The sequence below is a fragment of the Telmatocola sphagniphila genome, from assembly GCF_018398935.1.
Lineage (GTDB): Bacteria > Planctomycetota > Planctomycetia > Gemmatales > Gemmataceae > Telmatocola > Telmatocola sphagniphila.
On sequence record NZ_CP074694.1, the window covers coordinates 1,902,313 to 1,919,447 of the forward strand.

The following is a 17,135-nucleotide window of genomic DNA, read 5'->3' on the forward strand; positions in this document are numbered from 1 at the left end:
TCGGGTTAACGCACCCAGCGAAGGTACTGATCGATCATCCGGGCCGGCGTGAACTGTTCCACATAATCGAAGGCCGTAGGGACGGTGTGCGCGGACGACTCGCGATTCTGAATTTTATCGAGAATCGCTTCCGCTAGAAGCTCCGGCCGCTGGGGAGGCACCAATTGGCCCAAGCGACCGCCCTGCAGCAGTTCCCGGCAGGCCGGCACATCGGTGGCCACCACTGGCAGTTTTGCCGCCATCGCTTCCAAAAGAACGCTGCCCAAGCCTTCGTTGATCGTTGTAGAGAATACGAACAGATCGGCTAAGCCCAGCAATTCGGGCACATCCGAACGCGTGCCCAGAAAGGTGACCTGTTCGCGAATTCCCAGCCGATCGGCGAGTTGCTCCAAGTCGCCGCGCAGACTCCCCTCCCCGACCAGCCCCAATCGGAAATTCGGGCAGCGCGAAACAATCGAGGGTATCGCTTTGAGGAGCGTCTCGTGGTCTTTGTGTTTCTCCAGCGTCGCGACCATGATCGCGGTGAAGAACTTCCCGTCTTTTACGATCTCTTGCCGCGCCCGGGTCGCCCGGGCGGAAATTTCCCGGGCCCGGGCACAGTTGTAGACGGTCTGGAACAGGCCCCGGGAGACGCCTCGAATCGAACGATTGGCGTCGCGAACATAATCCGAGCAGCAGATCACTTTGGCGCGAAGCAGCGCCAGGGGCCAATAGACCGAGCAGGAAATCAGATCATTTTTGCCGCCGAGGCGCGGCGGATTCCCGGAATGCACCAGGAGTTTTTTGCAGCCCGCCAGACGGGCTCCTTCGCAGACCCAGCTCGCCATCCCGGTGACCCAGCAAAGCACGATATTGGGCCGGGTGTCGCGCACCATCCGATAGGAAGCCTGGACGATGCGCGGGAATTGCGAAAAGCCCGGCTGGAGCAGATCGTGCTCCCGGTAGGCTCGAGAACCCTTTTGTAACGGCTCTTTCAAGTCGCCCGGCTGCGAGTTTAAAACCAGAACCCCCTGCCAGAGATCGGGACGCGCCGCCAACCAGTCGAGCACCAGACGCGGCGTGCCTTCGGCGCGAGGGGTCGCCAGGACATGCAGAATACGAGGTTCAAAAGCCAAGAAGAAACTTTCCTGGAACTAACGCGTCCAGAGTTCTTTGAACTCGCGGACGCAGCGGGCCCAGCGGACCGACTCGGACCGGTGCTGAGCCGCCGTTTGCTTGGAGTGCTGCTTCGCTTCCGACTGCAGATAAGCTTCGAAACGATCGGCGATCTGAAGAGGCCCCTCGGTGAGGGCGAAGCGGAATCCGGCCTCTTCCGGGAGGGTATCGGCGGGGCCTTCGATGGCGTAACCGGCCACCGGAATTCCGACGCGCAGAAATTCGAGGGTGGAAATTCCCAAGGCTTCCCGAGCCGAAAACAGACAGCCGACGTCGCAGGATTCAAGAAATCGCAGAAACAAATCGGCTTGGGTCCGCTTATCGATAAAGCCGACAAAGCGGACGCCGTCGCGCTGGGTTAATTCCGCGGGAGCCTCGCCGGCCGCCTGCACCTGGACCTTCCAGCCGCGGGCGGCCAATCGATCGCGTACTTCGATGACGATCGGCAGCCCTTTGCGCTTCCAATCTTTGCCGACAAATCCGAGAACAAACGGCCGATCGACCCCCGCCCGGCCCGACGGAGCTTTGGGAACCCAGTTTTCGGGGAGATCGAGGTTCGCTCCGGGCAGCACCGTGTGCACTTTCGTGGGATCAACGCCACATTCCCGGACGAGCGATTCCGCCGTCCAAGTCCCCATGGCGATCACACGCTCCGCCAGGCGATAATTCTCTTGCTCGAGCTGGAGAACCTGTTCCCGAATATCCTTGGGAAGATTCATCTCCAAGCCCCTCCCGGAAGTCAGAGCGGCCAGAGTCGCATCGATGTAGTAACTGATTTTTCCGCCGGCCCGTTGGACCGTGCGCGCCCGGGGAAAGGTCTGATTGAAACTGATAATCTCCTGCGCAAGGATCGCCGGCGGAATTTGCTGCTCCACGGCGTCGAGGAATTTTTCCGAGTACTGATAGCCGCCGCGGGGATGACCGCGCAACTTACGGAAGAAATTCCATACCAGCCGCGAGCGCTGAAAGATTTCGAGATCGATTTGGCCGGGAATATTGGCGAAATTCTGTTTCTGGCACTCCGAATAAAAATGATACGGGATACCGCTCCAGCAGTTGGGATCGGCCGTATTCCCCAGGGCAAAGATCGCTCTCCCGGTCTTCGAATTCATGGCAGGCGCTCGACCAGAGCGGTGCGGAAAGCTTGCCAGGGATGTTTCCGGGCGATTTTCCAGGCCTGCATTCCCAACTGGGGCTGATCGCGCAGTTGCTGCGACAGTTCGGTCAATTTTTGAGCGAGAGCGCCGGGATCACCCGCCGGGCAGGTGAAAAAGCCGTCGGCCTCGGTGCCCAAATCGGGAACGCAAGTGTTTTCGGTTCCCAGGACGGCCCGGGCTTTCGCCGCCGCTTCCAGAAAAACCGCGCCAAATCCTTCGATCAACGAAGGCACTACCAACAGATGCGCTTCCTGAAAGAGTCGAACGAGTTCGGCCGCGCTGACGCCCGGATAGAAGCGGATTCCGGAGCTAGAATTCAGCAGATCCTTCATCGCCGGGTCGAGCACGCGCGAGACGATCCTCAGTTCCGAACCGGCTGGGAGCCGGGCGTTCGACCAGGCCCGGAGCAAATGGTGCAGCCCTTTGCGCTGGATGCCGCTGCCCAGAAACAGGGCTCGAAAATTTTGGCTCGGCGACCCAGCGGGAGGTTCCGCCGGGGCATCGACGCCGTAGGGAACGACCTGGCACTTTTCGGCCGACGCCCCGGCATGCAGCAAGGTACGTCGCGTAAAACGACTGGCGCAGAAGATCTGATCGGCGAGTGTCCAGGCCCAGGAAGCCCCCGCTTTCTGGTCGAGTGCATCCCCTTCCCCGTCGACTTTTTGCCAGGCGGTCGCCGGGGGAAATTGTCGCGTGTCCTCGTCCAAAATTTGGCGTTCCAGATCGGGATGCACGTGAAAGTGAAAGAGGATTTTGGCCGGGTTGTGCTTCGTATAATTCCGCTGAAAAGCCTCCCAGGCATAGGGCTCGTAGAGAAGCAGATTCGACTGGGTCCGCTCGGCGATTTTTCCGGCCCGTCTCGATAAAGCGCGGGAGATGTAGTTCCAATATTTCGGCGGATGGATTTTCAGGCGCCGGCCCAGATGCTCGACCAGTTCCAGACGCAGACTGCTGGACACTTTCGAGTTGGGAACGCCCGGGCACTGCCGAGCGCGGAGTCCTCGCTGCACTTGGCTTGAAAATTGCCCCAGCTTTTGAATCAGTCCTTTTGAATAAAAGGTCGTGACCAGGGCCTCCAAGCGATCCGCCTCTTCCAGCGCCCAGGGAATCTGGTAGCCGTCGCGCCGGCCCGCAAATGCCGTGACGTAGCGGCTCATCGGGGAGATCTTCCCTGCACGCGGGCGTTGGTTTCCCGCGAGTCGGAAAAGAGCTGGTCCAGATAGCGGGAGGCATAGACTTCCGGAGCGAACGAGGCTTGCGCCCGTTGCTGGCCACGCTGGGCCAACTCTTCGCGAGCCACCCGATCGAGCATGTAGCGTTCGATCTGGGTTGAGAGAGCTTCGGGATTACCCGGCGGCACCAGTTCGACAGTTTCCTTCGAGCCGGCCAGTTCTGCAATCGGTCCGATCTCGGTGGCGATGCACGGCAGTCCTAACATCATCGCCTCGGCCAAGGCATTGCCCAGCCCCTCGCGGGCCGTGGTGGCGAACACGAAAAGGTCCCAGGTGGCCATCCGGGCAAACACATCGTCGATCATGCCCAGAAAATCGACCTGGGATTCGATCTTTAGTTCCCGGGCCCGGGCGATCAAAGCTTCCTTCTGATCGCCGTCGCCCGCGAGTTGCAGGCGCCACTCGGGATACCGGGGAGCGAGCCGAGCAAAAGCCCGTAGCAGCGTCGCCTGATCCTTGATCGCATCCAGGCGGGAGACCATTCCGAAGATTTTGGTATCGGCCCGCGTCCGATCGTAGTGCCAGGCAATTGCGGGCCGTTTAATACCGTTCCACACCACCGTCCGACGATAGGGTCGCAGACAGCGCTTGGCATCGAACGAATCGGCGACGTACTGGGAACAGCAGATATAGACCGGATCAATCGCGGTCCGGTAAATTTTCTGAAGCAGCCAGAACTTCCAATCGGTGAGCGCCGTCATGGGGTAGGCCGGGTTGCCGCCGTGCACTCCGACCTTAATCGTATCCGAACTCAGGGCGTGCAATAATTGGGGCAGCTTCACCAGGCCATGCCAGAGCATAGCGGCCTCCGGAGCCGTCTCCTGGACGAACCGTTTCAGTTGAGCCATCCGACGGGAGGAAGTTTTATAGAGCTCGGGAGCCCAGATCAGCACTTGCGCTCCGGCTTCCCGCCAGAGGGCACTCATCGGACCGTCGGGCCCGAGTACCAGCACATGATGCTCGACCGACTTCCCGTATTGGATGAGCATCTCGCAATTGCGCTCACAACCGCCGCGCTCCGCTCCAAACAGAATGTGCAGTAATTTTCGGGCCATGCTTTATTCCGCGCGCAGCTGCTCGACGAGCTGCAAGTACTGCCCGATCATGGCCTGTTTGCTGAACCGCTCCTCCGCGTCTTGGCGGCAGGTACGGCGACTAATCGAATCGATGTTTTGAATGGCGGCCACCATCTCGGGAACGGAGTTCACCACGAAGCCATTGCGCTGCGACTGGATCACCTCGGGCACCGAACCGTTGTTCCAGCCGATTACCGGGCAACCGCAGGCGAGCGCCTCAGCCATCACGATGCCGAACGGTTCGGGCCACTGGATCGGAAATAGGAGGGCTCGGGCCTGCCCCAGCAGGTGCGATTTTTGCTCGTCGTTCACCGAGCCGATGTATTCGATGCGCGAATCGAGATGGGGGGCGATTTCTCTTTCAAAGTAATTCTCTTCCCCGGGCTCCTTCGATTGGGGGCCCGCAATTTTCAGAGGAACCCCCGCGGCCTGGGCCGCTGCGATCGCCAGATGGACTCCTTTATTACTCGTCAGTCGCCCCAGATAGACGAAGTAGGATTCGGCGGGCACGCGTTCTTGGAATGGCATCCGCTCCACATCGGTGGCATTGTAGATCACCCGAATTGCCCGAGCCGATTTCAGATGCGCGATCTGCTGCCGGCTGATTCCGACCAGGCCCAAGCGTTGGGGAAAACGCCGTTGCAGCTCCTCGATTTCGGAGGGAGGAATCGGATTCTGAAAGACCGATATCAGGGGAAGCTTTTTCCCGGCGATCGCTCCCAGATAATCGAGCCGGCCAAAGTTGAGGACCAGATCGGCCGACCGAGCCAGCCGTCCCGAGCGGAAGCGAAACAGGATTTTGCGATAGGCCCGACTGATCCGGCCCGAGCCGGGTTTGTAATGAATCTGCAGGCAACCGTTATATTTCTGGGAACCGGGTCCCGCCAATAGATCGACCGTGTGCCCCGCTTCGACCAGTCCTTCCGCCAGCAGCGCGGCAATCCGCTCGGTCCCGCCGTACTGCACCGGGGGCACCGGAATATTCGGATCGACGAGGAGCAGGAGGCGCAACGAGTTCGAGGCTGGGGAGGAAGGGACCAGTCTAATGCCCGATCAGTTTTTTCAACAGGAACTTTTGAATTCGGGAGATCCCGGGAGCCGGCCGGGACGCTGCGCACTCGGCGGCTTGCCAAAGACTTTGGGAAAACTGCGCCGGGGACCACTGTGCGATGATCTCCCGGCTACGCTCTCCCATCTTCTGGCGCAATTCTTCGTCGGTTGCCAGTCGTTGCAGTTGGTGCGCGAGTGGATTCACCTCTTGAGGAGAGAATTGGAAACCATTCTCTCCCTCCCGGACCAAATCGGGGGCACAGCCACAAATATTCGAGACCAGCACCGGCAACCCGGCGGCCATGGCCTCGTTGACGACCAGTCCCCACTGCTCGTAGTGGGAACTGGGAAGGATAAACGCCTTGGCGAAGGCGTAGTATGCGGGCAGCTGCGGGTACTGCTGAAAGCCGGGAAAGTGGACGTGGTTCTCCACCGAGAGCTGTTGGGCACAGGCCATCAACCGGTCTCGCAAGGGACCGTCTCCGAGCAGGACGAGATCGCACGGTGAATCGGTCGACTTCCGAAACGCCGCGTAGGCCCGAATCAGAAATTCGAAATTCTTTTTGGGGATGAACCGGCCACAAGCCAGGAAATATTCCGCGGGCAGCTGCAGGCGTGGACGTAACTCCGGATTCTGCTGGGCGGCGGAAACACTCTGCTGGAAATAGGCGTTGTCGACGACGTCGTAGCCGAGAAAGATCCGGTCCTTCGGAATCCCAAGCTGGGCAAGATATTCTCGATGAGGGCTTCCGGCCACCAAACCCGCCGGGAACCCTTTCAGCAACTGGCGTTTTACCCATTCCTTGTGCCATTTGCGCGGTTCGTCCTTCTCCTGACTGTCCGACATCACCAGCATCGGCTTGCGATTGTTCAGTCCCCAGCGGAAGGCCGCCAGCATTCCGCGATCGCCCCAGCCGGCGATCGCCAGAACGTCCGGATTGATCTCGGTCAAGAGGTTCTCGACTCGACCGACCAGTTCCGCGGGAGGCAGCTGATTACTATCGCCTTCGGAACAAACCACTTGGCGATTCAAATCGGGAGTGGCTTGTTTCTCCCAGGCGTACTCTTCCGAGGCGCCGCTCAATTCCACGGCCACGAGTTCCTGCGGGCCCTGGCTCGCCGCCCGTAAGCGGGCGACGTGATAGGGCCCAAATCGATGAAAGAGAATCGCCAGTCGCATGGATCGAAGAATCGAGCTCTTAGGACACGGAGAAAGTACTAGGCGAACGCGCGGGAAATCGAGATATTGACCTGCTAGGTGGGAACGACATCGGCCCGGTTCGAGCGACGGGACCGCCATCGGGCCAGAATCTTATTCAAAACTGGCGCGGTCAGATCCGAGAGCAACCACTTCGCCAAGACTCCGTAGACCAGAAAGATCGCACCAGCGCCGCCGATTAAAGCCAGCCAGCGGGACTCGGGTCGCAGTTCGCTCGCCAGCCCGGCTCCTAAAAGCCCGCTGCCGACGCTCAACAAAAAAATTAAGACTACCGTGGATCCGGAAGGCCAGAAGCTCAGCCCGCCCAGATGCTCTTTCAGCTCGCGGGGCAGAATCCAGAGATTGGTGAAGAGAGCCGCGGCCAGCAGCCCGAACCCCACGTATTGGGGATCGACCTTCCACACCAGAAAGCCGCAGAAGACCAAGGATGCGACCCCATAAAAGACGTGGGTCCGGGCGGCGACCCGGATGCGCCCCAAGCCGGTCAGCGTGAATTGCAGACTGGCGATCAAAGAATTCAAGGCCCCGACCGTCAGGGCCCCCAGCAGAATCGGCCACGCGATGGTCAGCTTCTGCGCGGTCCACAAGCTGACGAAATCCCGGGTTAAGGCCAGGTAGCCGGCCGCTAAGAGACCGAAGAACAGAAGCGACAAATTTAAAGTTCGGGATAAGGTTTGGGCGATCCAGGCGATCTCCCCTTTGGCCGCGGCATCGCCGTAGGCCGATTGTAGCGTCGCGGTGAAATTTCGGACCACACCCAAAGGCAGCATGATCAAGGTCAAAGCCACACTGAACGTCGGTACCGCCTCGGCGCCGGAGAACCAGCCCAGGGCCAGTACCGGGGCCGACATCGCCAGGCCATCGCCCGCCTGCAGTCCGAAGTTACCGGCGGCGGTGCGCAAGAGCTTCGTGCGAAGCAGACGATTCGGTGGGTGCTTTTCGAACGCCCAGGGGTATCGGGAGGCCGCGTAGGACTTGGCGATCCGGTAGCTGACGAAATTCGCCAGGGTCTGCACGCCGATGATCCCGCCGAGCGGACAATTCCCCGCAGCCGCGGCGATCGCCAAAATGGCCCCGGCAATCCGGCCGCTACCCTGGGCCAGCGCCACGTACTGCAAATCCTGGAGGCCGTTGAGGAGACTGTAGGTGGGGGACGCGAGAAGCGTCACCACGGCCTGCAGGCCGATCGCCAGAGCTAAGCCGGCGAGCTCCGGATGAACCGGAAGGGCGGCTCCGAACAGTGCCAGCAGCAAGCCGACCCCGGCCGTCAGAACCAGGATAATCCCCGCCGAGAGGTGGGCAAAACGCCGACTGGCCTGAAGCACCGCCGCGATTTCCGGATGATCCTCGCGCCCCTTCGCGTGAGAGACCAAGATCATCGAAGCCCAGCTCAAGCCGCCATCGCTGAGAACTAGATACTGCAGCACCGACATTGCCAGCAGGATCAGGCCGTAGCGTTCCTGGCCCAGCCAATTCAAATAGGCGGGCACGGTGACCAGCGACAGAACCATGCCGGCCACCGTGAACGCCTGAACTATCAAGGTCGCCGTGACGGCCCGTTGCAGTCGACTCATAGAGCGGGGCCGCTTCTGAAAAAAACCGGGAGGAGGAGGGAGCGAATCGGGAACGAAGGCCGAAAGCGACGTTGAAAAACGTCAGCGGCGAGGAGAGGAAAGGGAAAACGGGGGCTCAGGCAAGCCCCCGTGTGCGAGCGGGAGGACCTGTAGAGATTAATAGATCGGACAGGGAGCGTTGGTCACGATCTGGTCGTATATCCAGGCGTAGGTTCGCTCCAGACCATCGCGAAGCCGGATCGAGGGCTGCCAGCCCAGCAGCTCCTGGATCAGGGTGTTATCGCTGTTGCGACCATTCACCCCCTTGGGAGCGCTCAGATTGTATTTTCGCTTCAGCTCGACGCCGGCGATCTCTTCGACGATATCGACCAGCTGGTTGATGCTGACCAGTTCGTTGCTGCCCAGATTGATGGCGTCGACGATCTCGCTGTGCATGATTTTCTGCGTGCCGAACAGACAGTCTTCGATGAACATGAAGCTGCGCGTCTGATGGCCATCGCCCCAAATCTCGATTTCCCGATTCCCCGAGAGCTTGGCTTCGATGACCTTGCGGCAGGTGGCAGCAGGCGCTTTCTCGCGGCCCCCCTTCCAGGTGCCTTGCGGGCCGTAGACGTTGTGGTAGCGGGCCATGCGGGTCACCAGTCCGAAATCCTCCCGGAAATGGCGGCACATCCGTTCGCTGAAGAGTTTCTCCCAGCCGTAGCCATCTTCGGGCATGGCGGGATAAGCGTCTTCCTCTTTCAGAGCCGTCAAGTCAGTTTTGGTCTGTTTATTGGCGGCGTAGACGCAGGCCGACGAGGAGAAGAAGAACCGCTTCACCCCGGCCTCGCGCGCCGCCAGGAGCATATGCGTATTGATCAAGACCGAGAGCATGCAAAGTGCTTTATTGTGCTCGATGAAACCCATGCCGCCCATATCGGCGGCCAGGTTATAGACCTCCTCCACCCCCTGCACCGCGGTGCGGCAGTTTTCCAGTTTTTCGAGATCGAGGGACAGATTTTCGACCTCCGGTTGCTTCTGCCACCAGTCGGTCAGCGGCTTATGATCCACCGCCCGGACCCGAAAGCCTTTTTTCACCAGATCGGCCACCAGGTGCCCGCCGATGAATCCCCCTGCCCCGGTCACCAACACCAATTCGCTTTTCAAATGCAAACTCCTGCACAGCTCGCCACAGCCGCGAACGATTCAACCTGGGCCGGATGAAACCAATGGATACGCCATCGGCCGTCGAACTAGACTCTTAAAGGATTGAAAAATCGTCAATTCGGAACTAACCGTCTGGGTCCCCACTACTGTCTTGCGATTGCCTTTCAACGTGTACTCTTACCCCAGGAGAACGCTGGGGCCATCATCCCTTACCTAAACGTTAATCTTTCACAATTCCCACACAGTTAAAAACGTCAAAAAGAGGACTATTGGAACCGCGGACCCCGGTGGGGTCTTTTTGAGAACTTTCGGAAACTCTCGAACCGTTAGCCTCCTTCGCAGGAACTCCTACAAACGTTTTCTCGAACTCAGACGGCAATTACTTTTCAAGAGACTCCCACCGCCGGAGATGGGAATATTTTGTCTGTAAGAAGGTTGAGAACAACCGGAATCTCTCTCTTAATCGGAGGGATCGTTTTCCGGGGAATAAAAGCAAGAACCCGTTCGTCCTAGGGCAGACTCCGTCCCTTTGGGATGTCCTCCCCGACGCATTTTCCCGTCTGGTCTTTCCATCCGATCGTTCCATCTCTCGACGAAGACCGAGGGAGCCGTCTTTAGAGAACTCCTCGATCGGTCTGAAGACGGACCGCCGGCCTCCGATTTTCAAGATCCCGGAGAGGAAATCGGGAGTGAGAGCGCTTTCTTTCCCCTTAAGAAATAGCCTAACCGAAGACCGATAACTTCGCCATTTTGTCTGTTCTATTCGGCCGGAATAATCGATTCCCGATCCACTACAATCGAAAGTCCCTTCTGAATAAAGTCGACACTCACGACAAAGCGGCATTCGCCCTTATTCTCAATTAACGTTCCCTTCATCCCGGCCATCGATCCCATCCGGATCATGACCCGGTCCCCCGGCTTCAACTCCTCTTCGCGCTGGACCTCCTGGTCGCCGCCGATCAACCACCAGACCTGCTGCAATTGTTTGTCCAGCGTCATCTGATCGGGTACATCGAGGATCCGAACGGCCCGATCCAGGATCTGAAACGGCAGGCGATTCTGGCGGGCATTTCGGATAAACAGATAGCCCGGAAAAACCGGCGGAAAGGAATCGGGAACGCGGGCCGCCCGCGGCTTGCCACTCTTGGCCAGCGGCAGAAAATAGGATAACTCCGCGGCGTGCAGATGCCGGGCGATCACTTTCTCCTGACGGGGCTTAGTATGAATCACCATCCAGGGGTGTTCCGGATCGAACGGTCGTTCGTCGACGAACAGGTTGGGCGGAAAGCATACGTTCTCAAGTGGTAAAATCGGCATAATCGCTACTATTCCCCAGCACAGCTCCGGCCTTGTCCTCAGATACTTCCCCACAATCGGGGACTTGGCAACCCATGGCTCGGCAGGCCGTTTTCCCGCTTATCTTACAAAAGTCCTCCTCTAAAAAATAAAATACAACTTATGTTTGTCGATAAAAAGGGGGTTCCGGCCGGGATCCGGCCCCCCTTCGTCGAGGCCCCGCCTAATAATGAGATGGGGGCACCATGAATCCAACCAGTACCCACCGGCCAGGCGAGCCGCTGATCCAAGTCACCGAATCGGGTCTCTTCTGCGAACGGGGAGCCTTTTACATCGATCCGTGGCGTCCGGTGGATCGGGCCATTATCACGCATGCCCATTCCGACCACGCGCGGCGCGGCTGCGGCCGCTACCTGACCACGACGGCGGGCCGACGGGTGCTCCAAAGCCGGATGGAGCCGAACGCGGTGATCCAGACCGTCAACTACGGAGAAGTTCTCCACCAAAATGGCGTTCAGGTTTCGCTCCACTCCGCCGGCCATGTGCTGGGCTCCGCGCAGATTCGCGTCGAGTACCGCGGCGAAGTCTGGGGAATCTCCGGGGACTACAAGCTGGCCCCCGATCCGACCTGCACGGCCTTCGAACCGGTCCGCTGTCATACCTTCGTCACCGAATCGACTTTTGGCCTGCCGATTTATCGCTGGGAAAGCCCGGCGACGATCTTTGCTTCGGTCAATTCCTGGTGGCAGCAGAATCGTACGCTGGGCCGGGCCTCGATTATCTACGCCTATTCGCTGGGCAAAGCGCAACGGCTCCTCGCCGGACTGGATACCTCGATCGGACCGATCTTTTGTCACGGCGCCGTCAAGACCGTCAATCAGGATTACCGGGACAGCGGGATTCCCCTGCCGCCCACCCAAAAGGCGGAAGCGAAACGGAAAGCGACGGAATGGCAGGGAGCCCTGATTATCGCTCCCCCTTCGGCGATGGGGACGCCCTGGGTCCGCAAATTCGGCGACGCTTCGGAAGCCTACGCCTCCGGTTGGATGGCCGTACGCGGCACCCGCCGGCGCCGCGGCGTCGATCGCGGTTTCGTCCTTTCCGACCACGCCGATTGGCCGGGACTGCTTTCCGCCATCGCCGCCACCGGCGCGGAAACCATTCTGGCGACGCATGGGTCGACCGCCGTGCTGGTGCGCTGGCTGCGCGAGCAAGGACTCCAGGCGCAGCCGTTACGCACCGAATATCAGGGCGAGAGTGAGGAAGCTGCCGCCGTCGCCCCCGCGGAAGGGGCCTCCGAATGAGAGCCTTCGCCGAGCTTTTTCGCCACCTGGATGAAACCACCCAGTCTCTGGCCAAAATCGCGGCCCTGAAGAACTATTTCTCGAACTGTGCGCCGAGCGATGGCGCCTGGGCCGTGCATTTTCTGTCGGGTCGGAAGTTGCCCCGGGTCGTTCCGGTGCGGCTGCTCCGTCAGGCCTGTCGGGAAAGCACCGGTCTGCCCGAGTGGATCTTCGACGAATGCTACGATTCGGTTGGCGATCTCTCCGAGACAATCGCCCTGCTGCTGCCAGTTCAGGACACGCACTCGTCCGGAAGCCTGGCCGATTGGGTCGAAAATACCCTTCGCCCGCTGGCGAAACTGGGAGAGGCCGAGCGAACCGCGCAGTTGCGCGCCGCCTGGCAGCAGCTCTCCCGCTCCGAAGTCTTCGTCTTCAACAAACTGGTCACCGGTGGCTTTCGCGTCGGCGTTTCGCAAGGCCTCGTTGTCAAGGCACTGGCCCAAGTCGCGGACCTTCCGCCGGCGACGATCACGCATCGCTTGATGGGTTCGTGGGAACCAACGGCGGAATTTTTCACGCAGTTGCTCGCCCCCGAATCGGCCCAGGCGGCGCGGAGCCATCCCTACCCCTTCTGTTTGGCCAATCCCCTGACGCAACCGGTCGCTTCCCTCGGGCCGATTTCCGACTGGAAGATTGAGTGGAAATGGGACGGCCTCCGGGCGCAGCTTATTCGGCGCCAGGGACAGACCTTCCTTTGGTCGCGCGGCGAGGAATTGATGACCGAGCGGTTCCCCGAGTTGACCGAGGTCGCTCCCCGGCTACCGGAGGGGACCGTCCTCGATGGGGAAATCGTCGGCTGGAAGAATGCCCGGGTGCTCCCCTTCACCTCCTTACAAAAACGGATTGGCCGCAAAAAACTCAGTCCGAAAATCCTCGCGGAAGTCCCGGTGCGATTTCTCGCGTTTGACTTGCTGGAGACCTCGGGCGTTGATTGCCGAACTCGGCCGCTATTCGAACGGGAAGAAATCCTCGAGCACATTCTGGTCGATCTACCGGAGCAGACGACGATCACGCGGCCGCCGCAACTACTTCCTCGTTCCTGGGAAGAAGCTGCCCAAATTCGCGAGACTAGCCGCGACCAGCAAGCGGAAGGACTGATGCTGAAGCGACGGGATTCCGAATACGGCGTCGGCCGACCGGTCGGCAGCTGGTGGAAGTGGAAAGTCGCTCCCTTCACCTGCGAGGCGGTCCTGATCTACGCCCAGAAAGGGCATGGCCGGCGGGCCAGCTTGTATACCGATTACACCTTCGCGGTTTGGGACCAGGGCCAACTGGTGCCGATCGCCAAGGCCTACTCCGGGTTGACCGACGCGGAGATCGTCGAGGTCGATCGCTTCATTCGCCAGAATACCCTCGAACGCTTCGGCCCGATCCGCTCGGTGAAACCGGAACTGGTCTTCGAACTCGCCTTCGAAAACATCCAGCTTTCCTCGCGGCACAAATCGGGCCTGGCCGTCCGCTTTCCCCGCATGCTGCGCTGGCGGCTCGATAAAACTCCCGCCGAGGCCGATACGCTCGAAGCGATTCAGAAAATCTTAGCAGGGCTTCCGACCTCATGAAGCCTCGAAAGCTCCCAACTCCCGTTCTGGTTGATCTGCCGAAACCGCTCACGGCGGCCGAGCGCCTCGAGCACTGGTTCGAAGCGCAAGGCTGGACGCCGTTCGAATTTCAACGGAACACCTGGGCCGCCTACTTCCGCGGGGAATCGGGTCTGATTCATGCCACCACCGGGACTGGGAAGACCTACGCCCTCTGGCTGGCCGCGGTGCTGGAAGGATTGGCGGAACGGCCGGCGCCGCTTCCGGAGCAAGAAAGAAAACCCAATCGGTCGCGTTCGGAAGCCGAGCCGCTGCGGGTGCTTTGGATCACGCCGCTGCGGGCCCTCGCCGCCGATACCGCGCAGGCCCTGCAGTTCCCCCTCGAGGATCTGCCACTGCCCTGGACCATCGAAACGCGGACGGGGGATACCGCCAGCTCGGTGAAGCTGCGCCAGAAAAGTCGCCTCCCCACCGCCCTGATTACCACCCCGGAAAGTCTGACGCTGCTGCTGACCCGGCCGACGGCCCCGAGCGATTTTGCCGGGGTCCGACTGGTGGTGGTCGACGAATGGCACGAGTTGATCGCCACCAAGCGGGGTGTCCAAACCGAACTGGCCCTGGCGCGCCTGCGAAAGTGGGCCCCATCGCTGCGAACCTGGGGCCTCTCGGCCACCTTGGGGAATTTACCGGAAGCGCGGGATGTGCTGCTTGGGAATCGATCGACCGAATCCGCCCCAATCCGGCTGATCGAAGGTCAGGAGAAGAAGTCGATCCAAATCGATTCGATTCTTCCGCCCGATATCGAACGCTTCCCCTGGGCGGGGCATCTGGGCCTGAAACTGCTGCCCGAAGTCTTATGGCAAGTCGAAGCGGCGGCCAGTTCTTTAATCTTCACCAATACCCGCTCCCAGACCGAACTCTGGTACCAGGCGATTCTAAAAGAACGTCCCGGCTGGGCCGGCCAGATCGCTTTGCATCATGGCTCGCTCGAGACCAAAACGCGGCGCTGGGTCGAAAAGGCCCTGCGGGCGGGAACGCTCAAATGCGTCGTCTGCACCTCCACGCTCGATCTGGGCGTCGATTTCAGCCCGGTCGAACGGGTCTTTCAAGTGGGCAGCCCCAAAGGAGTCGCCCGCCTGTTGCAACGAGCCGGTCGCAGCGGGCATTCCCCGAACCGGGAAAGCCGCGTCACCGGGGTGCCGACCCACGCCTGGGAGTTGATCGAATTTGCCGCCGCCCGCGACGCGATCGCTTCGCGATTTTTGGAGTCCCGGCCACCCTTGAAAAATCCGATCGATGTCTTGGCCCAGCATGCCGTAACCATGGCGGTCGGCGGCGGCTTTACGGCCGATTCGCTGTTGGAAGAAATTCAAAGCACGGCTTCCTACGCGAGCTTAACCGAGGAGGATTGGCGCTGGGTCCTCGATTTTGTGACCACCGGGGGCCCTTCCCTCCGCGCGTATCCCGACTATCAAAAGGTGCATCGCGGCGAGGACGGTCAGTATCGAGTCGATAACCCGCGGATCGCCCGCCATCATCTGATGGCGATCGGGACAATTGTCAGCGAAGCGCACCTGCAGGTGCAATTTCTGCGCGGGCCGAAGCTCGGCAGCGTCGAGGAAGCGTTTGCCGCCAGGTTAAAACCGGGGGATCGGTTTGTCTTCGCCGGTCGCCTCGTCCAAATGGTCAAGATTCAGGACGCCCGCCTCTGGGTGAAGGCGGCGAAAGCGGAGGGCACGATCACGGTGCCGCGCTGGATGGGGGGCTGGATGCCGCTCTCCACGGAGTTGGCTTCTGCCGCGCGCCGAAAACTGGATCAGGCCGCGCAGGGGATTTTCGATTCGGCCGAAATGCGGGCGGTCCAGCCGCTCTTGGAACTGCAGCAGGAGTGGTCGCAGATTCCTCGATTGGGCGAATTTCTCGTGGAGAAGACCGTGTCCCGGGAGGGGTATCATTACTACTTCTACCCCTTCGCCGGCCGCTTGGTGCACGAAGGCTTGGCCGCCCTGTTCGCCTACCGGCTGTCGCGTCGGAAACCGCTGACCTTCAGTATGGCAGTGAACGACTACGGCTTGGAACTCCTCTGTGCTTCGGAGGCCCCGGTTTTTGAAAGCCTGTCGGAGGGGCTGTTGGCCAGCGACGGAATCTCCGAGGAGATCCGGGACTGCATCAACGCCACCGAGATGAGCAAACGGCAGTTTCGGGAGGTGGCCCATATCGCGGGCTTGGTCTTTGGCGGCTATCCGGGGCAGCGGAAAACCGCCCGGCAGTTGCAGGCTTCGACCGGATTGATTTACGAAGTGTTTCGGAACTACGAGCCGGAGAATCGCTTACTGAAGCAGGCTCAGGAAGAGGTGTTGGAGCGGCAGTTGGAACAAACGCGACTGATCGACACTTTGAAGGTATTACAGAAGAGCCGACTGGTTTTTCAGGAGATACCCCGCTTCACGCCTTTTTGTTTTCCGCTGATGGTTGAACGGCTCCGGGAAAGAGTCTCGTCGGAGAAGCTCGCGGATCGTGTGAAACGCCTGCAAGAGGCCCTGGAAAGATCGGCCCGGAAGATATGAAATCCCAGTTTTTGAATACAAATTGTCCGATCACTTGGGGAGGCCAGGAACTCTGGCTGTTGCCGGAGCGGGCGGTCTATTGGCCCGCGGAAAAAGCCCTGCTGGTCGCCGATATCCACTTCGGCAAAGAGGCCAGCTTCCGGGCGTCGCAGATTCCGATCCCCGATGGCACGGGCCGGGAACTGCAGCGGCTCTCGCAACTGATTCGCACTCTGGAGTGCCAGGAGCTGATCATTTTGGGAGATTTACTGCATTCCCGACGGGGCCGGTCCGCGCACTGGATCGATCAAATCTCGCAGTGGCGCTACCAGTGGAATTCGCTGAAATGGACGCTGATTAAGGGCAATCATGATCAAGGAGCCGGAGAACTGCCGAGCGAATGGAAGATTTCGGAGCTGGAGGCCCCGGCGCTTCGAGCCGGACTACTCTTAAGGCACATTCCGTTAGAACAGGAAACCGAATTTGCTCTGGCGGGACACTTGCATCCCAAGGTGAAGCTTCGTCACGGTCCCGATCAACTTCGCCTGCCCTGCTTTCTGGAGCGGGGAAAGACGCTGATTCTGCCGGCGTTTGGGACCTTTGTGGATCATGGGCTGATTGAGTTACAGGAGTCGGATAAGGCCTATTTGGTGGCGGGGGAAGAAGTGGTGGGGCTAGCGTAATTTTAAAAAAAATGCACTTTAAGAAATCGGACTACTCCTCTTCACCTTGATATAGTCGTTGCAAAATCTGCACATTCTCTAGTAGAAATTGCAATTTTGGGATAGTTTTCAATCCATTTG

13 protein-coding genes are annotated in these 17,135 nt (G+C 59.9%); 4 read left to right on the forward strand and 9 right to left on the reverse strand.

Translation table 11 applies throughout. From position 1 onward, the window contains the following. Positions 1–5: 5 nt before the first annotated feature. The 9 genes from KIH39_RS07640 to nusG form a co-directional block, all read right to left on the reverse strand. A complete protein-coding gene (locus KIH39_RS07640; protein ID WP_213498750.1) occupies positions 6–1,115 on the reverse strand; it encodes a glycosyltransferase in 1,110 nt (369 codons plus the stop codon). Positions 1,116–1,133: 18 nt separating this feature from the next. Further along, positions 1,134–2,267, reverse strand: coding sequence for a glycosyltransferase family 4 protein (locus KIH39_RS07645; protein ID WP_213498752.1), 1,134 nt, complete (start codon positions 2,265–2,267; stop codon positions 1,134–1,136). Continuing rightward, complete coding sequence (locus KIH39_RS07650) at positions 2,264–3,469, reverse strand: glycosyltransferase family 4 protein (protein WP_213498754.1); 1,206 nt, start codon at positions 3,467–3,469, stop codon at positions 2,264–2,266. The genes KIH39_RS07645 and KIH39_RS07650 overlap by 4 nt, the downstream gene beginning before the upstream one ends. Next, the gene (locus KIH39_RS07655) at positions 3,466–4,599 is read right to left on the reverse strand and encodes a glycosyltransferase (protein ID WP_213498756.1); all 1,134 of its coding nucleotides are present in this window, start codon (positions 4,597–4,599) and stop codon (positions 3,466–3,468) included. Before KIH39_RS07655 ends, KIH39_RS07650 begins: the two co-directional genes overlap by 4 nt. A gap of 3 nt (positions 4,600–4,602) precedes the next feature. Then, entirely contained in the window at positions 4,603–5,631 is a 1,029-nt protein-coding gene (locus KIH39_RS07660; RefSeq protein WP_213498757.1) for a glycosyltransferase family 4 protein, read from the reverse strand. 31 nt (positions 5,632–5,662) lie between these two features. Next, on the reverse strand, positions 5,663–6,850 hold the full coding sequence (locus KIH39_RS07665) for a glycosyltransferase family 4 protein (protein ID WP_213498758.1): 1,188 nt from the start codon (positions 6,848–6,850) through the stop codon (positions 5,663–5,665). Between the two features lie 74 nt (positions 6,851–6,924). Then, on the reverse strand, positions 6,925–8,463 hold the full coding sequence (locus KIH39_RS07670; RefSeq protein WP_213498759.1) for a lipopolysaccharide biosynthesis protein: 1,539 nt from the start codon (positions 8,461–8,463) through the stop codon (positions 6,925–6,927). A 156-nt stretch (positions 8,464–8,619) separates the two neighbouring features. After that, complete coding sequence (locus KIH39_RS07675; RefSeq protein ID WP_390623683.1) at positions 8,620–9,615, reverse strand: NAD-dependent epimerase/dehydratase family protein; 996 nt, start codon at positions 9,613–9,615, stop codon at positions 8,620–8,622. Between the two features lie 753 nt (positions 9,616–10,368). Continuing rightward, positions 10,369–10,926, reverse strand: a complete 558-nt coding sequence (nusG, locus tag KIH39_RS07680) for a transcription termination/antitermination protein NusG (RefSeq protein WP_213498761.1) — start codon at positions 10,924–10,926, stop codon at positions 10,369–10,371. 224 nt (positions 10,927–11,150) lie between these two features. On the opposite strand from nusG, the gene KIH39_RS07685 reads away from it, so the two are divergent. Genes KIH39_RS07685 through pdeM form a run of 4 tightly spaced genes read left to right on the forward strand, consistent with a single transcriptional unit; the run spans position 11,151 to position 17,015 of the window. Continuing rightward, a complete protein-coding gene (locus tag KIH39_RS07685; protein WP_213498762.1) occupies positions 11,151–12,209 on the forward strand; it encodes a ligase-associated DNA damage response exonuclease in 1,059 nt (352 codons plus the stop codon). Then, complete coding sequence (locus tag KIH39_RS07690) at positions 12,206–13,807, forward strand: ATP-dependent DNA ligase (protein WP_213498763.1); 1,602 nt, start codon at positions 12,206–12,208, stop codon at positions 13,805–13,807. Before KIH39_RS07685 ends, KIH39_RS07690 begins: the two co-directional genes overlap by 4 nt. Continuing rightward, on the forward strand, positions 13,804–16,353 hold the full coding sequence (locus tag KIH39_RS07695; protein WP_213498764.1) for a ligase-associated DNA damage response DEXH box helicase: 2,550 nt from the start codon (positions 13,804–13,806) through the stop codon (positions 16,351–16,353). The genes KIH39_RS07690 and KIH39_RS07695 overlap by 4 nt, the downstream gene beginning before the upstream one ends. After that, a complete protein-coding gene (gene pdeM, locus KIH39_RS07700; protein WP_213498765.1) occupies positions 16,350–17,015 on the forward strand; it encodes a ligase-associated DNA damage response endonuclease PdeM in 666 nt (221 codons plus the stop codon). Before KIH39_RS07695 ends, pdeM begins: the two co-directional genes overlap by 4 nt. The last annotated feature ends 120 nt before the right edge of the window (positions 17,016–17,135 follow it).